We start from the raw sequence: 19054 nt of genomic DNA, 5'->3' as shown, positions 1-19054 counted from the left end.
CTGATACTGTAAAATTGAGACTGTAAATTTCCGGATAAGAAAGGAATAAAAAATTGATGAGTAAAAGGCTTATTAATTATGGACAAGGGCAAATGGGAGTACAGCCGGAGGATAATACCGAGAAATTTAAGTCTTTCATGGAGAATAACCCGGATGCCATTTCCATTGTTGATCTGGAAGGAAAGACCCTTCAAGTGAATGCAGCTTTTGAAGAGTTTTTCGGTTGGACGAATGATGAGCTCATTGGGAGGCCGTTTCCTATTATTCCTGATTTCTTGAAGGAATCAGTCAATGAATTGCATGACCAGATTAAGGCTGGGGTACAAAAGAAAGGCTTTGAAACGGTCAGGTTAAGGAAGGATGGCCAGTTAATCGATGTAAGCATCTCCCTGTTCAGTATCCGGGATGATGATAATGAGCCGTGCGCCCTGGTTTTCGTTTATCGGGATATCACGAATCAAAAACTTGCTGAAGCTGCCTTGAAGGAAAGTGAGCAAAGGTATCGCAGTTTAGTGGAGGTGTCACCCGAAGCTATTTTTGTACATCGCAATGGGATCATCGAGTATATGAATCCCATGGGGGCGAAAATGCTTGGGATGGATAGTGTGGAAGATATTATTGGTAAATCGGTTTTTCAGTTCGTTCACCTGGAGTCCCGGGAAAGTGTACAAAAAAGGATCGATATCATGAGGGATGATCATCAGGCGGTTGGTTTACTGGAACAAAAGTTCATTCGACTTGACGGACAAGCATTTTATGGAGAAACACTCGGTCTTCCGATTATTTATAAAGGTCAACCGGCCATACAGGTATTCTGCAGGGATATTACGGAGCGTAAAAAGACCGATGAACTGCTCTGTAAATCCAATATGTTATCAGCGGTGGGCCAGATGGCTGCGGGCATCGCGCATGAATTAAGAAATCCATTAACTACGGTCAAAGGATTTTTACAATTATTAAGGGAAAATCCTGAGCAAAAGGACTATCTTGAAATGACGGTCAGTGAACTTGAAAAAATCGAAACCCTGGCCAATGAATTTTTAAGTTTAGCAGAGCCTGAAGCGAAGGTTTTTGAATACATCCAGCTTAACGATATATTGGATAGTGTGATTACGTTAGCCGAGCTACAAGCGATATTGAATGATGTTGAGATCATCAAGGAATATAATGCGGATTCGGCATCAGTCTTTGGCGATCTGAATCAGTTAAAACAAGTATTCACGAATGTCGTCAATAATGCGATAGAAGCCATGCCGAATGGCGGCAAACTTCATATACAGTTACATCATGGAGGAGACTCTGCCATGATCCGGTTCATTGATTCAGGCTGCGGAATCTCAAATGAGCGCATGGAGCACCTAGGGCAGCCATTTTATAGCACCTCTGAAAAAGGAACGGGGTTTGGGCTCATGGTCAGTACTAAGATCATCCATGAGCATAATGGGGAAATTCATTTCAGCAGCGAAGTGGGAGTAGGGACGATCGTAGAAATCAGTCTCCCTATTAATGAAAGTTCACAATGAAAGTGACGAGAAGCCATGCTCTCGTCACTTTTTTGGTTTATAGCTTAACGATCGTCCTGCCTCTTGCTTCCCCTTTTAACAGGGTAGGAAGGACGTCAGGCAATTCTTCAAGTGTAATTTCCTGTTGAATGAGCTGTTCTAAATGCCCGAGTTTAAAGTCGGTGGCAAGGCGATGCCATACTTTCAATCTTGTTTCCATCGGGCAATTGACCGAATCGATCCCGAGCAGATTCACCCCTCTTAGGATGAATGGAAAGACGGTGGCAGGAAGGCTTGTACCAGCTGTCAATCCACTGACCGCCACAGCTCCGCCATACTTGATTTGGCTAAGGACTGAAGCTAACGGTTCACCGCCGACGGGATCTACCGCCCCGCTCCACTTCTGTTTGCCCAGTGCCCGCAGCTTGCCATCATATACATCTTCACGCGATACGATGGTCTTCGCGCCGATTTCCTTCAAGTATCCATGTTCGGAATCTTTTCCTGTACTCGCCTCAACGGAATAGCCAAGTTTGGAAAGGATCGAAACGGCAAAACTGCCGACCCCGCCAGTTGCACCAGTGACGAGAACGCTCCCTTGCTCAGGGGTGAGGTTATTTTCTTCAAGTCGAAGAACCGATAAGGCTGCAGTGAAACCGGCCGTTCCGATGATCATTGCCTCTTTCATTGTAAGGCCATCAGGTAGCGGGACGATCCACTCTGCAGGAACACGGGCAAATTGACTATATCCACCTGATTGGGAAACGCCAATCCCGTAGGAGGTCGCTATGACTTCGTCTCCCTCTTTAAAGCGGGAATCCTCAGATGAAATGACAACACCGGCCATGTCAATTCCCGGAACGATCGGATAGCTGCTGACAATGTTTCCATTTGGAATGGCTGCAAGGCTATCTTTATAGTTCACACCGGAATAATGAACACGGATGAGCACTTCGCCTTGAGGTAGATCATCAAGTGATAGTTGCTGAATGTTAACGGTGAATTGATCATCTTGCTTGTTCACGACTAATGCATCAAATTGCTGTATCATGGTTCGTTCCCCCTTAAAATAATGAATCTACCCCATTATAAAAGAAAAAATATAGGAATGTATAATGATACAATCCGAAATAAGTAGCGCTTGCTTTTCTTTCTGCTTCTAAAAATGGTACTATTAGATTTGATTCAGTTCATATTAAAGGAGATGTTTAACATGGCTAAAAAAGGATACATACTTATGGAAAATGGAGAAAAAATCGAATTTGACCTTTTCCCGAACGAAGCACCGAACACAGTGGCTAACTTCGAAAACTTGGCAAACACAGGATTTTATAATGGAGTGGTCTTTCACCGCGTAATCCCTGGTTTCGTCAGCCAAGGCGGAGATCCAACAGGTACAGGTGCAGGCGGAAGCGGCAAGCAAATCAAATGTGAAACAGAAGGAAACCCTCACAAACATGAGGCAGGAAGCCTATCTATGGCACATGCCGGAAAAGACACAGGCTCAAGCCAATTCTTTATCGTGCATGAACCACAACCGCATCTTAACGGTGTTCACACAGTATTCGGTAAAGTGACATCTGGACTTGAAACAGCAAAAGCCATGAAAAATGGCGACAAAATGGAAAAAGTCGAAGTTTTTGACGCTGAATGATGAAAGCGAAAAGAGGGGGCATTATGCCCCCTCTTTCTTTTTGCACTGTACATGAGCGAAAACAGGATGGAGTCATTTTGGCGTCACGCTTTCAGTGAAACGATATTTGACCTCTGTCAAGGCTTCAGAAATATCCCATAATCTTTTCGAGGTATCTTCATTATATAAGGAATCGATGATATCGTCTTTTCTCGGAAAGCCTTTTCTGCCCTTCTTTCCATCTGGCCCGATATACTCCCCGCCTGTTAATGTAGGTTCCGTTGCGGCATAAAGGGTAGGCAATGCTCCCATACTCGCCGGCTGGGTGATGGTTTTCGAAAGAAAATGCACGAATCTATTTATGGGTTTGCCAGATCCGCGAGACATGAGATTCGTATGGGAAAGGCCCGGATGACAGGCAATGCTGATCGGGTTTACATCATGCTGGTTGAATTTATTCTGTAATTCGCGGGCGAAGAGAAGGTTGGCCAGCTTGCTTTGCCCATAGTATTTCATTGGTTTATAGCCGTTTTCACCACTTAGGTTTTCGAAGTCTATATATCCATTGATGGCGGCCAAGCTGCTCAATGTGACCACACGCGATTTTGGCGTAGAAAGGATTCGCGGAAGAAGGAGGCCTGTCAAAGCAAAATGACCGAGATGATTGCTGCCGAATTGCAGCTCGAAACCATCTTTCGTCTTACTGTATGGCGGAATCATCACACCTGCGTTATTGATGAGGACAGATAGAGAGTCATAGTTTTCCTGAAAGGAACCAGCGAAATGCCGAATGCTGCTTAAATCACTTAAATCCAGCTGCATCACGTGTAGATTTGCCTTAGGATGGACCGATAAGATTCTATCGACTGCCTTTTCACCCTTTGAAGCATTCCGGACTGCAAGGATGATCTCTGCCCCCTTACCGGCCAGTGCAAAAGCCGTTTCGAAGCCAATCCCACTATTTGCACCAGTAATCACAATGGTTTGCCCCGATACATCTGCCATTTCTTCGCCATTCCACTTTTCAATCATCCAATCACACCTTCCCACACAGTCTATAACCATCATATACCCAAAAAATTCCTATATGTCACATTCTGTGGCGGGAACATGGTGTTGTATTCTATTTTTTTAAAAAAGCTCTTTTTGTAAAGATTGTTGTTTTTAAAACGAAACGATTTAAGGTTGATTGGAGCGGAAGTGCGAGACTCCTGCGGGAGCAGCGGGACAGGTGAGACCCCACAGGCGTTCACGCCGAGGAGGCTCACCGCCCGCCCCGCGGAAAGCGGGCAATGGAGGGGAAATCAACCACACCGCATTACTTGGTGAATAGCAATAAAGTATTCGAAAACAGCCTTTTAAAAAATCAGCCGCCCATTAAATAATCCATGATGTTTTTCAAGATCAGAATGACGGTTACTATGATAAATAATACCCTTACATATGCCACTCCTTTCTTAATGGCGAATTTAGATCCGGCCAATGCACCTGCTATCATGGAAATCCCCATCGGTATTCCATAGGAAAAGTTGACGGTATCAAGGAATATGAACATGATCAGTGCCGCCAGATTGCTTCCGAAGTTCAAGAATTTTGCATTTCCTGCAGAGTGCAAAAAATCAAAGCCAATCATCAAAAAGGCAAAGAGAATGAAAGATCCCGTTCCAGCGCCCAAAAACCCATCATAAAAACCAATGGCAAATATAGCGAACGCAAATAGTGCTGCCTTTTGCCATGTGAGTTTATGGTAAGTCGAATTCTGTCCCCAGTCCTTTTTAAAAAAGGTATAAATGGCAATGGCTATCAATAGAACCAAGATCAATGGCTTTAATAATTCAGGCGAGACGAAATTAACCACCCAGGCTCCTAGCAGGGAACCTAAGAAAATCAGCGGGAAAAGTTTGGAAACCAATCGAAAATCAACTTTACCTGATCGGATGAAGGCAATGGTACTTGTTAAAGACCCCATGGAACTTGCTAACTTATTCGTTGCGATCGCTTGTGAAGGGGGAAGCCCTGAAAATAATAAAGCGGGTATGGAAATCAGGCCTCCGCCTCCTACCACAGAATCAATGAATGCTGCCAAAAACCCGAAAAACATCAGCAGCAAGAGTGTTGAAATTTGTATATCCTCCATCCAGAAGCCCTCCATATCAATGGCATCATGGCTGAAATGCTTGTTTTGCTGAGCCATGACCCAAGTTTTACGATTAGTCACTATTTAGATAGTAACTAAATGAATCCATTCTGTAAATAAGAATTTATGAGTCATGCCATTTGAAATCGAATAGATTTCGATAGGAGATTTGGTATGATAGGCATATAACTTACTAAAAGCACTAGGAGGTACTATGCAAGATATCATTCAAAAACTACAGTCTCTCGGGTTTAGTCAATATGAAGCAAAGGCCTATGTTTCTTTGGTTCGCCAAGGTCCGGCAAGTGCCTATCAAGTAAGCAAGGAATCAGGAATTCCAAGAGCCCGCATCTATGAAATATTAAACGGACTGCAAGAAGAAGGGATCGTCTTAAAAGAGGAGATCAACGACTCAATAAAATATTCACCGCTGCCAGTCGATGTGTTTTTGGAATCGGTTCAATCAAAATGGAACAATACCTATCAATCCATCAGCCATACACTTAAGCAATTCGAGAAAATCGAACCGATGTCAGACAATCGTGTAATGACGCTTAAGGGTGAAGGGCACATCCTATCCTTCTGCCGTACTTTGATTCACAAAGCCGAGAAAAGGGTCGTGGTTTCCTTATGGGACGAGATGTATGGGAAACTTGAACAAGAGCTGAAGGGGGTCGCCGCGCATTGCACTCTCAAGGGGATTGCCTTTCAGGTTGAAAAGCCATTATCGGGTATAGATATACATCGCAAAACAAGCTACGTGGAAAATATCGGAGAAAACAAATGGTTCATCTTATCCATTGATGGGAAGGAGACGATTTACGGCCCTTCTCCCGAAACAAGAGAAACGGCGTTCTACACAGATGATCCCATCCATATCAATTTCCTCGAAAATTACATTTGGCATGATATCCTCGTTAACCGCTTGGTTAAAAAGGATGAAGAAGATACCGAGAATTGGATTTCAAGTGAGAGAGACCGGTTTTTCTCCCTGTAATGAAAAAAGCTGATAACCCCCTTTCAGGGGATATCAGCTTTTTTATTTTTGTACCAAAGTGTCATTCGGATAAAAGGGTTTTAGGGAATCTAATGGCCGTGGGCAAGCTGGATTTATCTCGATAAGACCTGTAAGACACAATCGGATGATCATGCGCTTGAACATCCAACTGTAGAACCTGTGAGCTTTTCATTTCCAAATAGTACGTAACGTCTTCTTTTTGTAAATGATAAAAAGAAAAAGGTATCCCTAAAAGGCTTTTCCTGATCAGTTTTGTTTCAGGCTGATTGATGATGTGCTCACTCAATTCCGCAATCGTAACAGAGGTTGTTCCTGTAATGGCTGTTATTTTTTCTTTTGCATAATCGACTGCATGACTGAACGTACCGGCAAGATTCTTCAACATTCCGTTCATGGGGAGCATCTCCTTTTATTTAGGCTATGTTTGTAGTATGGAACGTGGCTAATGCTTTATGCAAAATAATACGCATGGATGATATAGAATTGTCACTTTATGAACATGATGAAGAAGTGTGCAGCGAAATCAAAAAAGGGCAATCAAGGAAGGACAGGGAAAATGTCAATGAAGGGCATGAAGAATAAAAAGATGTATATGGGCCTTCTTTTCATCGCTATCTTCGCTTTTTCAATATTGTTCATTCAGTTGAATATCGGTGTGAACTCAAGAGCGGAAAAAGGGAAAGACACGGATGCGGGCAGGCATGGGAAAATAGAAAAATTGCTGAAAAAAATGACGCTTGAAGAAAAAATCGGACAGCTTATGATGGTCGGCTTCCAAGGAACTGAAAAGGGCAATGAAATTACGGAGCTAATCAAGGAAAAACATATAGGAGGCGTCATTTATTTTGACCGCAATATGAAATCACCTGAACAAGTGGCCAGGTTATCCAATTCGCTTCAGCAAACTGCCAATCAAAGTACACATTCGCTGCCGTTGATGGTGGCCGTTGATCAGGAAGGAGGGGACATCATCAGGATGAAGGACAGGGTATCACCCCTCCCTGCGCAACGGGATCTTGCGAATGCCTCCATTGAAGACATGTACAAAGTGGCCAAATTAAATGGGACAGAACTGGGATCCATGGGGATTAACATTAATTTCGCCCCTGTACTAGATCTATCGCAAACGGATAAGCGTTCATTTGGGAAAGGTCCCGAAAAGGTCTATCAATACGGAAAGAAAGCCATTCAAGGCTTGAACGATGTATCGATTACTGGTGCGCTGAAGCACTTTCCTGGAAACGGACGCAGCGAAATCGATCCGCATCTCGAAACATCTTCCGTGGAGGCCAACCAACTTGATCTGGAAAATTCGGATATATATCCTTTCAAGCAAATCATAAGTGAAATGGATAACCAAAAGTTTTTCGTGATGGTGACCCACATTAAATATCCAGCCTATGATAAAGAAAAACCAGCAAGCCTTTCTAAAATCATCATAGAAGACTTGCTTCGGGGGAAACTCAAATATGAAGGACTTGTCGTAACCGACGATTTGGAAATGGGTGCTGTGAACAAGTATTACTCCTATGAAGAGATGGGGAAGCAGGCAATCCTTGCAGGAGCTGATTTATTACTTGTCTGTCATGAATATTCCCATGAGCTTGAAGTGTATAACGGATTACTGCAAGCGGTGAAAGCAGGGGAAGTTCCAATGGATAGAATTAACGAGTCAGTGAAAAGAGTGCTGACATATAAACTTTATAATATGAAGCAAACGAAAGCCGACCCCGATCAAGCTGAAAAAGTGGTGAAAAAACCCGAAAGCATAAAGTATCTTGAAAGCCTGGGCGAGGTTGAATAAAAGCGAAACCGCTCTCTCAAGCTTTTGTTTAAATCATCTGATAGAGGGAATACTATATATGACTAACTTGAAGGAGGAAACTAACATGCCATCAAACAAAATGCTTGGAACCGTCCTGATAGGAGCAGCCGCATTTTTAATGCGCAATAAGAAGACCCGTGAAAAAACCATGAACCAAATAAAGTCCCTAGCCACACCGGAAACCATTGATAAGGTTAAGGGCCAATTCCAATCGATGACCAAAACAAAATCAAGTAACCCATCCGTACGTTAATTGAAATAACCCCATTAATGGGACTTGACTGTAAATGAGGGAAGAACTAGTTTACAGTCTTTTTTTTTCTTGAAAAAGTTCCAGTTGATTTCAGAAATCCGCTCCCTTTCCGCCGACTGTTTGCCAGGCCTCATCAAAGCAATTGTCTGTGGGTCTCGGCTAGCCAGATATTCGGCAGGTTCATTCGTATAACTTCTTTCGTCGTCAAACTGTCCCCATTGAGTAGTTCTAATGGGGCTTTTTTTATTGCTTAACATCCAGCCAGCAGTGAATTAATCAAGCCGGTAAAAGGAAAAGCACCCGTTTCTTTCGAAGACCTTGAAAAGGTTTTTCAAAAGTACAAGTGCTTTCATGAATGGTCCATGCTCATTCAGCTTCATCTTCACCGTCATCTTCTTTATTGAACCAAAGCGGATCCTCATTATCGACTTCACCATTATAATTAATCAGGATTTCTTCTCCTGCTTTTATGTCGGTGTAAGCAAAGAAATCAAACGTATGGTTCTCGAAGTTTATATCATACGTAGCGTTGGGTGTATAAGAATGATTAAACAGCATGCCATAACCTAAAAGCATGGCAGTATGGTTAATTCCATATTCAAACGCATAATCAGCCAGCAATGTCTTCTCTATGAAAACATGCTCCTCGTTCGGATAAGCAATGACAGGTGCCTCATGCAAAAGCTCACCTTTTTTAATGTCACGTGTTGCGAATACGCCTCTATTGAACTCACCATCACTGAGTGTGGAAGTTTTAACTTCAATCATGTTCGTCACCTACTTGTTCTATTCAATATAGTCCAGATCATCTAAGCTTGACAGTTAATAAGAAGAAAAGCAACTATTTTACGGAATTAATCAAATTTGGCAAACCGCACGATTGTTTTTTATAGCGGCTCTACCGGAACCGTGGGACGGAATTCTTCACATGAAGGACGAAAAAAGGTAGCGAACGGCAAAAGTAATCGGATAGCCCGTTTAACCATAACAATAAAAAAAACACCTCCGCTAGAAGTGAAGCTAGGGAGGTGTCGGTCATATAGGCAAATCCTTAATTCACACCGACAGCTGTAAAGGCATTTTTGACAGCTGTGACTTCTGCACTGCTCGAACCGTATAAATCAGAGGCCGCTTGTACGATTGCCGCTCTGGCTTGTGAAAACGTCGACGAGGAAGTTAAATAAATCGTGTTTGCCCGGTAGAAGATGGTTCCCAGTTTATCGATGCCAATCCCGGATACGCTCACGCCATGGTGAGTTCCGCCTGCAGAAATCAAATAGGCTGCCTTATTGATGATTCCGCTGTTCGTGTGGACTCCGCCGTTATCACCCGTTCCCGTATAACGGTTCGAATAATGGTCAGGGTCACCATTCAATGTAGGATTAGCCATGGAACGGAGTGCATCACCGGAAATGTTAGGTGTGTAGATATCTTCCCCGATCAAATAATCGGCTTTGGCACTTTGGTTCTTGAATTCGACGACGGTGCCAAAAATATCAGAAATCGCTTCATTTAAAGCACCGGATTCATTTTGATAGGTAAGGTTCGATTCCGAGGAAGTCACGGCATGCGTCAGTTCATGTGCAACGACATCCAGCCCGCCGGACAATGGGATGAACGTCGTCCCATCTCCATCACCGTATACCATCTGGGTGCCATCCCAGAATGCATTATTGTATCTTGAGCCATAATGAACGGTCGATTTCAGGATGGTTCCATTTCCATCATAAGAGTTCCGTCCAAATGTGGATTGGTAATAATCATAGGTTTTGCCTGCATAATAATGGGCATCAACCGCTGCTTTATCGGCAGCAGCAGTGAAAGCATTTGTCGTGTTGGAAAAGAGCGTGCCAGGCAATCTTGAACGGTTATTGGCATTATAAGTGTAGATGCCTTTACCGCGTGTATTGTCCTGTAAATAGTACCTGCCGTTGGATAAGGTAGTGTTCAATGACACGGTATTGTTTAAGACGCCGGTGCCCGTTCCGACGGAATTGGTCCCTGTCACTTCATCCAATGTGTTAAATTTATTCAGGATTTTACCTGTTTTGACTGATATGAAATAATTATGATTTCCTGGTTCAGGACTTAAGAACTTCAAATTGACTTTATATACATAATCGGCCTTGCCTTCATTTGCGTATACATATAGGTCAGATTCAGGTGAGTGTTCGTAGGCAGGGGTGAACCCAAGGTCCGCTTCGGCTATTTTGATGGCTTCGGATTTACTGATGCCTTTTTTAGCCTTTTTCCCTAATTTCGTGTTTAGGTTGGCTTCAACCGTACCGGACACGACCGACAATACGCCTTTAGCATCAATCAATACTGCTTGTGTGGAATTCCATACAGGTACGCCTTTATAGGTTTGCTGCAATTTAAGGACGGTATTGCCTAGTTCATCCTTGCTTTCTTTCAGGATCGTGAAGGAGTCTTTCGCCTTTTGCTTTTCTAGCTTGTAAGACTTTTTGTTTTCATCAAAAAAGGTAAGAATGATATCTTCTGCAGTTTGCTTTGATGGGTCCGTAAGTTTCCCAGACTTGAATTCTAGCGAATCCTTATGCTTATTGTACTTTTCAACACTTAACACATTTTTTGCCGCTAATGCTTCTTGATGGGGAATGGCAGAAAATAATAGACCGAGAGATAGTGCAGTTCCTAAAAATACCTTACCTTTCATAACAATCAACTCCTTCATGAGAATAACCTCATTTTTACATCGTTTCATATTTATTGACAAATAGAGAAAAGTCGCAAAAATATGACATTTAAAGGAATAAAATGGAGAAAAATGGATTTATATAGTAATATTCTCTGAATATATTCTTTTAGTAATATTTGGAATGTATTTAAATTGAACCAAATGAATAAAAGTGCAAAAAAACATGGCATAATGTGCAAAAAAACGTGGCGTAAAGTGCAAAATATTTTGTCTATAAAGGGCGTTTTTTTTGATAATTTGTTGAATATTGCGTTTTACAAACTTGGCATGAAAATTGCATATATTCAGAAAAGGAATTCGAATTGTAAATTAGATCTATTTGAAAGTCTATTAAATAGGAAAATTTATTAAATGGATTTCCCATATATGAAAGCGCTTATATAGAAAGGGATGAAAAATTATGATACCAAAACAAGAACATGACATCGTTCAACATCCTCCGCAGCAGCAAGAAGGACAAGAACTAAAGCGCGGTTTAAAATCCCGCCATTTAACGATGATTTCCATTGGCGGGGCTATTGGCACCGGGCTGTTTCTTAGCAGCGGGGCAGCCATTCATACAGCTGGGCCAGGCGGGGCATTACTTGCATATGCCTTAGTTGGGGCAATGGTTTACTTTGTGATGACGAGCTTAGGGGAGCTGGCAGCCTTTATGCCGACAAGCGGCTCATTCAGTACCTATGGAACGAAATTCGTCGATCCGGCATTTGGTTTTGCCTTGGGATGGACGTATTGGTTCAATTGGTCGATGACGATAGCGGCTGAGTTGGCAGCCTCGACAATGATCATGAAATTCTGGTTTCCGAATAGTCCATCATTGTTATGGAGTTCATCATTCCTGGTGCTCATTTTCCTGCTGAACTATTTATCCGTTAAAGGATATGGTGAAGGGGAATACTGGTTTTCCTTCATAAAAGTAACGGCCATCGTTATTTTTATAATCGTCGGGCTGTTAATGATCGTCGGCATTATGGGCGGCGAAGCTGTAGGTTTTAAAAACTTCACCGTCGATGACGCTCCATTCCCGGGTGGTTTCATGGGTGTCTTCATCGTGTTCATAGCGGCTGGCTTTTCTTTTCAAGGTACCGAAATTGTCGGTGTCGCTGCCGGGGAAAGTGAAGATCCTGCAAGGAATATACCGAAGGCCATTAAAAGTGTCTTCTGGAGAATCCTGCTCTTTTACGTATTTGCAATCTTTGTAATAGGACTGATTATCCCTTATACGAACCCAAGTTTACAAGGTGATAACGTCATGGTAAGCCCATTCACGCTCATTTTTGAAAAAGCTGGAGTCGCCTTTGCCGCTTCGCTTATGAATGCCGTCATTTTAACAGCGGTATTATCTGCAGGTAACTCAAGTCTATATGCATCAACGCGTATGTTATACTCAATGGCAAAGGATGGACAAGCACCGCGTATTTTTGCAAAACTTAATAAACGAGGAGTACCGGTTGCGGGCATGATTTTGACATGTTCCATCGGCATGCTGGCCTTTTTAGCCTCTGTATTCGGTGATGGTAAAGTGTATATCTGGTTAATGAATGCCATTGGAATTACAGGGTTTATCTTTTGGTTAGGGATTTCCATCAGCCATTACCGTTTCCGGAAAGCGTACATCGCTCAAGGTCATTCATTGGAGAAGCTGCCATATAAGGCATTATGGTTCCCGATTGGACCGATCTTTGCCATTTTAATTGGCATGATCGTCATCCTCTCGCAAAATATCCAAGCATTTTTCTCAGACCACATCGATTGGGGCAGTGTTGTAGCTGCATACCTGGGAATCCCGCTTTTCCTTGGCCTATGGTTTGGCTATAAACTGGTAAGAAAAACGAAATTCGTTAAACTGGATGAAGTAGAATTCGACTTTGACAAAAAATATGAATGAACAAGCTTAAAGTGAAATCAGCCGGACAATGTAGTTTTAACTTGTCCGGCTTTTCCTTGTGTGCTTTAGGCTCATTATAAAAAGCCAGGAAGCTGATTCCTGGCTTTTTATTGAATGGAAATTTATACAAAAAATATGGGAGGTGTTATATGATAATCGTAAACTCTGCTAAATTCTATGTACAGAACGACGGGAAAGCTTTTACTAGTTCAAATGGAAAGGGAAGGTGTCCGGCTGATGACCTTATTGACTCATTTAAAAGTATTGGATTTTTCAACGTTACTGCCAGGCCCATTTGCCACTTTGATGCTTGCGGATTTAGGAGCGGACGTTTTGAAGGTGGAGAGGCCGGGAGCAAAGGATTCATGGGGTGTGAACCAATATCTTAACAGATCGAAAAAGTCGATCACACTTGATTTGAAACAATCTGAGTCCATCGAATCCGTAAAAAATTTAGTGAAGGAATACGATATCGTCATTGAACAGTTCCGTCCAGGTGTCATGGAACGCCTAGGGCTGGGTTATGAGGCATTAAAATCGATCAATCCGAAGCTGATTTACTGTTCCATCACGGGCTTCGGCCAGACAGGTCCCTATAAAGACCGACCGGGACATGATATCAATTATATTTCGATTGCAGGCTTATCAGGCTATTCCGGTACGAAAAAGGATGGCCCGGCAAAAAACGGAACCCAAATAGCAGATCTTGCCGGGGGATCATTGCATGCTGTCATCGGTATATTATCTGCCGTCATTCACAGGGAAAGAACGGGCTTCGGCCAAGCCATCGACATCAGCATGACCGACTGCAGTTTTGCGTTGAATGCCATATCCGCACCCCTGAATTTACAAGGGGGCCTCGAGCTCGAACCTGAAAAACTGATGTTGAATGGCGGATCCTTTTATGATTTTTATGAAACGAAGGATGGACGTTATTTTTCGGTAGGAAGCCTTGAGCCCCCTTTTCGAAAAGCATTATGTGAAGCGATCGGTGCACCTGAATTGTATGAACTGAGCATGAAAAGCGATGAAGAAAGCGGAAACAGGTTTAAAACGGCCGTCCGGCTGGCTTTCCTTGAACGGGATTTCCATGAATGGCAGGAAATATTCGCTGATTTCGAAGCCTGCGCAGAACCCGTGCTGACCTTCACGGAAGCGGCCGGACACCCCCAATTGAAGGAGAGGGGTATGATCGTCGAGGTACCGGACGGAAAAGGAAATGCCCAGAAGCAAATCGCCTGCCCGATCAAAACATCGGTTTTCACCCCTGAATATAAACATGCAGGTGTGAGCCCGGGACAAAACAATGCAGAAATCCTTCACACCCCAAATCGCTAAATGAAGATGTAAAGGCTATCACTTTTCCGATTTTTTTTGGAAGGAGGCAGCCTGTTTTTTTTGAATCATGCTGGAGTCATAAAAAACTGGAAACAGCCCCAAATGAAGCAGAAGGGGAACAATAGCACTTGTGGAAAGCAACAAAGTGGCACTGTGAAAATTTTCTAGTTATAACGATTGTGGACAGGGTATCAGAGTAGCATCCTGTTAAGAAATTCTGGTAAGGTGGGTTGCTTAAAATGTTTGGTCTCTCTGATATCGTTAAATTTCTATTTTCCTTTTTTTTGATCATGCCAATCGTTACGCTGATACATTTGAGCGGGCATATTTTCTTTGTCACGATCTTTGGCGGATCAGAAAAGAAAATCTTGATCGGTTGTGGCAATAAACTTTTTGCATTTCGTAACATAGAGGTGAGGAAATATTATTTTTGGAATGGGACTTGCGAATTCAAGGGATTGAAACATGATAATCGATTGACGAATACGCTGATATATTTAGGTGGGGCTATCTTTAATTTAATCAGCATGCTGATCATCTATAGTTTAGTCTATCAGAATATATTGGACAGCTCGGTGATCTGGTATCAATTCATCTATTTTTCTTTCTATGTCATGTTTTTCTCCTTGTTTCCGATGTATTTCTCGGACGGGTCGCCCAGTGATGGGAAGGCCGCGGAATTGGCCTTGAGAAACAAGCTGGAAGATAGGGTGACGGATGATATACTTGTGAAGAAAATGGATGAGGATGATGATAACTGCAAGTGAAAAGGGGACGTGCTGGTGACCGTTCTTTTTTGTTTGCCTTCGGCTTTAGGATGAATGTCTTTGACGCTTTTTATAAACCTAATCGGCACGGTTATTTGGATGCCGATTAGGTTGTTCGAATGGATCATTCCCATACTTCTTTTGCTATATCAACGACGAATTTCAGCTTTTCCCATTGCTGTTCTTCGGTCAGCTTGTTGCCGTGATGGGTGGAGGCGAAGCCGCATTGCGGGCTTAAGCATAACTGTTCAAGAGGAACGAAGTGCGAGGCTTCTTTAATGCGTGCCTTGACAGCCTCCTTGTCTTCGATTTCTCCATTTTTTGAGGTGACGACACCCAGTACGACCCGTGCACCGCCATTTGGAATGTATTCCAATGGTTTGAAATCCCCTGAGCGTTGATCATCATATTCCAAGAAAAATCCATCCACTTTTTCTTTTGCCAATAAAGTTGGGGCGATACGGGCATAGCTTCCTTCAAACGCCCAAGTCGACTGGTAGTTACCACGACATAGGTGTGTAGTGACGACAAGGTCTTCTGGCTTGCCTTCCAATGCTCCATTAATTACGCGAAGTGCAAGATCGATTAACTGCTCCCTCGAATATTTTCCATCTTTGAATTGGAAATCTGGAGCTGAAAGTCTGGCAATATATACATCATCCAATTGAAGATAACGCACACCTGCTTCATAAAAAGCCTTCAAAGCATGCTGATACGCTTTGATGATATCATTTGCATAGTCTTCAATATCAGGGTAGATGTCTTCATTATGAATGCCTACAGCAAATAATTGATTCGGACTGGGAATGGTTTGCTTAGCAACGGCGCGTCCGTTCACGATTTTGTTCAATTCAATGAAATCACGAATGAAGGGATGTTCAGGATTGAATGAAACCTTCCCGGTATTGCGAACGTTATATCTCTCTGTTTCCACACCATCGAATGTGAGTCCTTTTTCCGTCACATATCCCTCGATGCCATGTAAATGTTCGAGGAAGTCAAAGTGCCACCATGTTCGTCTGAACTCACCATCCGTCACGGCCTCCAATCCAACTTCAATTTGTTTTTCGACAATCCGATTGATTTCTTCGGTTTCAACTTCACGAAGCCGCTCTGCTGAAATGGTACCTTCCTTAAATTGCTTTCTGGCAATATGTAAACGTTCAGGCCTTAATAAACTTCCAACGTGATCGGCCCTGAAAGGTGCTTTCGTTAAAGTGATTGACATGTTGCATTCCCTTCTTTCCTTTTAAAAATAAGAATGTTTTCGCATACTTTGTTGCTATTTACCAAGTAGTGAGGTGTGGTTGATTTCCCCTCCAGATGCTCGCTTTCCGCGGGGCGGGCGGTGGGCCTCCTCGGCGTAAACGCCTGTGGGGTCTCACCTGCCCCGCTGCTCCCGCAGGAGTCTCGCACTTCCGCTCCAATCAACCTTAAATCGTTTCATTTTAAAAACAACAATCTTTACGAAAAGAGCCAAAAATAAAAAACCTCTTCTTAAAAATAAGAAGAGGTGTTGGCAGCAAAGCGATATACTCTTCTTATCTTCAAGCTTTTACACTCCTGGAATTAGCACAGTACATGATCAGTCTGTTGCTGAGGCATCAAAGGGCCAGTCCCTCCGCCTCTCTGGATAAGAGTTGTCTATTAAATTAATTATGACTATACAGGTAGTTTTTATAAAGGTCAAGGGCTGAAGGTGGAAGATTTTGAATATACCGATTATTGAGTTGTGTTACTTCATCAGGGAACCCGGCATATGCTATAACCGGAGATTCATATGAGCGGCAGGAGGGGAATGCAAGGATGAGTACATTCAGTCCATTCAAAAATGGCTTACCGATAACGGTAACGGAAGCCATGATAGAGCAAATCTTAAGAACGAAATCATATGGTCAGGATATTAAAGTCGAGATTACGCCAAAGCATATAGTGCTTTCCGGAACGATGGAAGTGAAAAAAATGATGTTCAAGAAAAACGTAGCCTTCCGGATTACATTTAAACCGGTTCATGTGGAAAGAAGGACGATTTTATTTGAATTAGTGGAAATGGAACCAATTGACAGGAATTTTATCAACCAAAGGATATTTAACAGACCGCCATTTTTTGAATTTGAAAAAAGAACGATCAAAATGAATGTTAATGCTTGGAACATCGTGAGAAAAATTCCCGTTGGCACTATTAAATCGTATGAACTCGTCGAAGGTGCATTGAAAATGAAACTTACTTTATGAACGAGTTTACATACACCCAGGTATGATCGTGCTATGGTGTAAAAAAATGTGTTTGATAAATCAAGCTCTTTAAAATATACTAAATGACTTGAAGTTTTGGGTTTTTCTGGAAATGAGGAGGATAATGATGGATCAGAAAATTTTGCCTGCTTCAGCAAGCATGAAGGATTTCGAAAGATTTTTAGAAAGTTCCTATGAAATAGGTGTGTTTCTTGATTTGCATATATCACAATTGAAAAACGTAAGTATGATGGCAAAGCAGCATAATAAGAAAATGATTTATCATGTCGATTTGATCCATGGCATAAGAAGTGATGAGTACGCGACAGAATTCATTTGTCAGGAATATAATCCATATGGGCTGATTTCGACTAAATCAAGCGTTATATTGAAGGCGAAGCAAAAGGGGGTCATTGCCATCCAGCGAATCTTTTTAATAGATTCACATGCGCTTGAGAAAAGTTATAAGCTGGTGCAGAAAACCAAGCCGGATTATATTGAAGTATTGCCGGGCGCCATGCCATGGATGATAAAAGAAGTGAAGGAACGATTGCAGACACCGATTTTTGCAGGCGGCCTCATACGTACTCCGGATGAAGTCCTGAACGCCCTTGATGCTGGTGCGTCGTCAATCACCACTTCCAAAACTGATTTATGGGATATCGTTTAATAGGGGGAATTGAAAAAAATTACAGAAAAATAGATGAATTTTTCACAAAATATTGACAGCGTTTTCATAAACTAGTATATTTTACGGTACAAGTTAATATATGTGACGGAGACTAGGAGATTCACAACAGATCTATTCATAATTTATTTTATGAAGATAGTTCTGCTGTGGGTCTCCTTTTATTTGTTGGCAAGTTTTACAAATTTATCAGGGGAGGGGTTTTATTCATGACTCCATTTTGGGGAGAAGTGTTAGGTACGATGATATTGGTTTTATTTGGAGCAGGCATTGGGGCTGGTTCATCCTTAAAGGGATCCTATGCAAAAGATGCCGGCTGGATCGTGATCACGATTGCGTGGGGATTGGCTGTTACCATGGGGGTTTTTGCAGTGGGTTCCATAAGCGGGGCGCATTTAAACCCGGCAGTCACAGTGGGGTTTGCCATTATAGGGGAATTTCCTTGGAGTGATGTGCCCGGTTACATCGTGGGCCAAATGATTGGCGCAATCCTTGGTGCAACTCTAGTATTCCTGCACTATTTGCCACATTGGAAAGCTACGGATGATCCAGGGGCGAAGCTTGGTGTGTTCGCGACATCACCTGCAATCCCGCATACATTTTCAAATCTATTAAGTGAGATGATTGGAACTTTCATCCTTATTCTTGGTTTATTATTTATAGGTGCCAATAACTTTACAGAGGGTCTAAACCCATTCGCAGTCGGGTTATTGATTGTCGTGATCGGGATGTCTCTTGGGGGAACGACAGGATACGCGATTAACCCGGCCCGCGACCTGGGGCCGCGCATCGCCCACTTTTTGCTGCCGATAGCGGGTAAAGGCCATTCCAATTGGGGGTATTCATGGATTCCGGTCGTTGGGCCGATTATGGGGGGCTCACTTGGTGCCGTTTGTTATAAAGCATTCTTTATGGGAGAAATAACAGCGGGATTTTGGTCTGTTTTGGGTGCAAGCCTGGTACTATTGATATTAGCCTATGCATTTGGTAAAAAACAGTTACATGAATTGGAAAGCAGAAATATTGCCAGTTAATTAAAAGGAGGGGCATA

Annotated in this window: 18 protein-coding genes and 1 riboswitch; of the genes, 11 read left to right on the top strand and 7 right to left on the bottom strand. The window is 42.6% G+C overall.

Annotated features, from left to right (window positions below):
* Positions 1-56 precede the first annotated feature (56 nt).
* A complete protein-coding gene (locus tag ACQKNS_RS15820) occupies positions 57-1523 on the top strand; it encodes a PAS domain-containing sensor histidine kinase (RefSeq protein ID WP_427644310.1) in 1467 nt (488 codons plus the stop codon).
* Positions 1524-1560: 37 nt separating this feature from the next.
* On the opposite strand, the gene ACQKNS_RS15815 is transcribed toward ACQKNS_RS15820, so the two are convergent.
* Positions 1561-2553, bottom strand: a complete 993-nt coding sequence (locus ACQKNS_RS15815) for an NADPH:quinone oxidoreductase family protein (protein ID WP_427644309.1) — start codon at positions 2551-2553, stop codon at positions 1561-1563.
* 162 nt (positions 2554-2715) lie between these two features.
* On the opposite strand from ACQKNS_RS15815, the gene ACQKNS_RS15810 reads away from it, so the two are divergent.
* Positions 2716-3156 carry a peptidylprolyl isomerase gene (locus tag ACQKNS_RS15810; RefSeq protein WP_192206864.1) on the top strand — a complete coding sequence of 147 codons (441 nt, stop codon included), beginning with the start codon at positions 2716-2718 and terminating at the stop codon, positions 3154-3156.
* Positions 3157-3228: 72 nt separating this feature from the next.
* Here ACQKNS_RS15810 and ACQKNS_RS15805 read toward each other — a convergent pair whose 3' ends face one another.
* On the bottom strand, positions 3229-4167 hold the full coding sequence (locus tag ACQKNS_RS15805) for an oxidoreductase (protein ID WP_427644307.1): 939 nt from the start codon (positions 4165-4167) through the stop codon (positions 3229-3231).
* A gap of 334 nt (positions 4168-4501) precedes the next feature.
* The gene (locus ACQKNS_RS15800; RefSeq protein WP_427644306.1) at positions 4502-5272 is read right to left on the bottom strand and encodes a sulfite exporter TauE/SafE family protein; all 771 of its coding nucleotides are present in this window, start codon (positions 5270-5272) and stop codon (positions 4502-4504) included.
* Between the two features lie 214 nt (positions 5273-5486).
* Between ACQKNS_RS15800 and ACQKNS_RS15795 the strand changes: the two genes are divergently transcribed.
* Positions 5487-6269 (top strand): TrmB family transcriptional regulator, encoded by a 783-nt coding sequence (locus tag ACQKNS_RS15795; protein ID WP_427644304.1) that lies wholly within the window; start codon positions 5487-5489, stop codon positions 6267-6269.
* 61 nt (positions 6270-6330) lie between these two features.
* On the opposite strand, the gene ACQKNS_RS15790 is transcribed toward ACQKNS_RS15795, so the two are convergent.
* Positions 6331-6684, bottom strand: coding sequence for a hypothetical protein (locus ACQKNS_RS15790; protein WP_427644302.1), 354 nt, complete (start codon positions 6682-6684; stop codon positions 6331-6333).
* 168 nt (positions 6685-6852) lie between these two features.
* Between ACQKNS_RS15790 and ACQKNS_RS15785 the strand changes: the two genes are divergently transcribed.
* Positions 6853-8094: a glycoside hydrolase family 3 N-terminal domain-containing protein gene (locus ACQKNS_RS15785; RefSeq protein ID WP_427644300.1), complete on the top strand. Its 1242-nt coding sequence runs from the start codon at positions 6853-6855 to the stop codon at positions 8092-8094.
* A gap of 85 nt (positions 8095-8179) precedes the next feature.
* Positions 8180-8368, top strand: coding sequence for a hypothetical protein (locus ACQKNS_RS15780; RefSeq protein ID WP_427644298.1), 189 nt, complete (start codon positions 8180-8182; stop codon positions 8366-8368).
* Positions 8369-8734: 366 nt separating this feature from the next.
* Here ACQKNS_RS15780 and ACQKNS_RS15775 read toward each other — a convergent pair whose 3' ends face one another.
* Both ACQKNS_RS15775 and ACQKNS_RS15770 read right to left on the bottom strand, forming a co-directional pair.
* Positions 8735-9136, bottom strand: a complete 402-nt coding sequence (locus tag ACQKNS_RS15775; RefSeq protein ID WP_427644296.1) for an SET domain-containing protein — start codon at positions 9134-9136, stop codon at positions 8735-8737.
* A gap of 283 nt (positions 9137-9419) precedes the next feature.
* A complete protein-coding gene (locus ACQKNS_RS15770; protein WP_427644294.1) occupies positions 9420-11045 on the bottom strand; it encodes a M4 family metallopeptidase in 1626 nt (541 codons plus the stop codon).
* A gap of 442 nt (positions 11046-11487) precedes the next feature.
* Between ACQKNS_RS15770 and ACQKNS_RS15765 the strand changes: the two genes are divergently transcribed.
* From ACQKNS_RS15765 to ACQKNS_RS15755, 3 genes are all read left to right on the top strand, one after another.
* On the top strand, positions 11488-12975 hold the full coding sequence (locus ACQKNS_RS15765) for an amino acid permease (RefSeq protein WP_427644292.1): 1488 nt from the start codon (positions 11488-11490) through the stop codon (positions 12973-12975).
* A gap of 237 nt (positions 12976-13212) precedes the next feature.
* Positions 13213-14313 (top strand): CaiB/BaiF CoA transferase family protein, encoded by a 1101-nt coding sequence (locus ACQKNS_RS15760; protein WP_427644290.1) that lies wholly within the window; start codon positions 13213-13215, stop codon positions 14311-14313.
* A gap of 239 nt (positions 14314-14552) precedes the next feature.
* A complete protein-coding gene (locus ACQKNS_RS15755; RefSeq protein ID WP_427644288.1) occupies positions 14553-15080 on the top strand; it encodes a hypothetical protein in 528 nt (175 codons plus the stop codon).
* 124 nt (positions 15081-15204) lie between these two features.
* On the opposite strand, the gene ACQKNS_RS15750 is transcribed toward ACQKNS_RS15755, so the two are convergent.
* Positions 15205-16308 carry a 5-methyltetrahydropteroyltriglutamate--homocysteine S-methyltransferase gene (locus ACQKNS_RS15750; protein WP_427644286.1) on the bottom strand — a complete coding sequence of 368 codons (1104 nt, stop codon included), beginning with the start codon at positions 16306-16308 and terminating at the stop codon, positions 15205-15207.
* A gap of 310 nt (positions 16309-16618) precedes the next feature.
* A riboswitch (SAM riboswitch) is annotated at positions 16619-16720 on the bottom strand.
* A gap of 166 nt (positions 16721-16886) precedes the next feature.
* Here ACQKNS_RS15750 and ACQKNS_RS15745 point away from each other — a divergent pair.
* The 3 genes from ACQKNS_RS15745 (at position 16887) to ACQKNS_RS15735 (ending at position 19037) form a co-directional block, all read left to right on the top strand.
* Positions 16887-17315 (top strand): hypothetical protein, encoded by a 429-nt coding sequence (locus ACQKNS_RS15745; RefSeq protein ID WP_427644284.1) that lies wholly within the window; start codon positions 16887-16889, stop codon positions 17313-17315.
* A gap of 127 nt (positions 17316-17442) precedes the next feature.
* Positions 17443-17985 carry a glycerol-3-phosphate responsive antiterminator gene (locus ACQKNS_RS15740; RefSeq protein WP_427644282.1) on the top strand — a complete coding sequence of 181 codons (543 nt, stop codon included), beginning with the start codon at positions 17443-17445 and terminating at the stop codon, positions 17983-17985.
* Positions 17986-18212: 227 nt separating this feature from the next.
* Complete coding sequence (locus tag ACQKNS_RS15735; RefSeq protein ID WP_427644280.1) at positions 18213-19037, top strand: MIP/aquaporin family protein; 825 nt, start codon at positions 18213-18215, stop codon at positions 19035-19037.
* Positions 19038-19054 lie beyond the last annotated feature (17 nt).

It is taken from the genome of Peribacillus sp. NPDC094092 (genome assembly GCF_050279365.1).
In the GTDB taxonomy this organism is placed as follows: Bacteria; Bacillota; Bacilli; order Bacillales; family DSM-1321; genus Peribacillus.
This window is presented reverse-complemented; position numbering and strand designations above follow the sequence as displayed.

Bases quoted from the DNA above. Each gene is read 5' to 3' on its own strand.
- ACQKNS_RS15820 (WP_427644310.1), top strand. From the start codon at position 57: ATGAGTAAAAGGCTTATTAATTATGGACAAGGGCAAATGGGAGTACAG.
- ACQKNS_RS15815 (WP_427644309.1), bottom strand. From the start codon at position 2,553: ATGATACAGCAATTTGATGCATTAGTCGTGAACAAGCAAGATGATCAA.
- ACQKNS_RS15810 (WP_192206864.1), top strand. From the start codon at position 2,716: ATGGCTAAAAAAGGATACATACTTATGGAAAATGGAGAAAAAATCGAA.
- ACQKNS_RS15805 (WP_427644307.1), bottom strand. From the start codon at position 4,167: ATGATTGAAAAGTGGAATGGCGAAGAAATGGCAGATGTATCGGGGCAA.
- ACQKNS_RS15800 (WP_427644306.1), bottom strand. From the start codon at position 5,272: ATGGAGGATATACAAATTTCAACACTCTTGCTGCTGATGTTTTTCGGG.
- ACQKNS_RS15795 (WP_427644304.1), top strand. From the start codon at position 5,487: ATGCAAGATATCATTCAAAAACTACAGTCTCTCGGGTTTAGTCAATAT.
- ACQKNS_RS15790 (WP_427644302.1), bottom strand. From the start codon at position 6,684: ATGAACGGAATGTTGAAGAATCTTGCCGGTACGTTCAGTCATGCAGTC.
- ACQKNS_RS15785 (WP_427644300.1), top strand. From the start codon at position 6,853: ATGAAGGGCATGAAGAATAAAAAGATGTATATGGGCCTTCTTTTCATC.
- ACQKNS_RS15780 (WP_427644298.1), top strand. From the start codon at position 8,180: ATGCCATCAAACAAAATGCTTGGAACCGTCCTGATAGGAGCAGCCGCA.
- ACQKNS_RS15775 (WP_427644296.1), bottom strand. From the start codon at position 9,136: ATGATTGAAGTTAAAACTTCCACACTCAGTGATGGTGAGTTCAATAGA.
- ACQKNS_RS15770 (WP_427644294.1), bottom strand. From the start codon at position 11,045: ATGAAAGGTAAGGTATTTTTAGGAACTGCACTATCTCTCGGTCTATTA.
- ACQKNS_RS15765 (WP_427644292.1), top strand. From the start codon at position 11,488: ATGATACCAAAACAAGAACATGACATCGTTCAACATCCTCCGCAGCAG.
- ACQKNS_RS15760 (WP_427644290.1), top strand. From the start codon at position 13,213: ATGACCTTATTGACTCATTTAAAAGTATTGGATTTTTCAACGTTACTG.
- ACQKNS_RS15755 (WP_427644288.1), top strand. From the start codon at position 14,553: ATGTTTGGTCTCTCTGATATCGTTAAATTTCTATTTTCCTTTTTTTTG.
- ACQKNS_RS15750 (WP_427644286.1), bottom strand. From the start codon at position 16,308: ATGTCAATCACTTTAACGAAAGCACCTTTCAGGGCCGATCACGTTGGA.
- ACQKNS_RS15745 (WP_427644284.1), top strand. From the start codon at position 16,887: ATGAGTACATTCAGTCCATTCAAAAATGGCTTACCGATAACGGTAACG.
- ACQKNS_RS15740 (WP_427644282.1), top strand. From the start codon at position 17,443: ATGGATCAGAAAATTTTGCCTGCTTCAGCAAGCATGAAGGATTTCGAA.
- ACQKNS_RS15735 (WP_427644280.1), top strand. From the start codon at position 18,213: ATGACTCCATTTTGGGGAGAAGTGTTAGGTACGATGATATTGGTTTTA.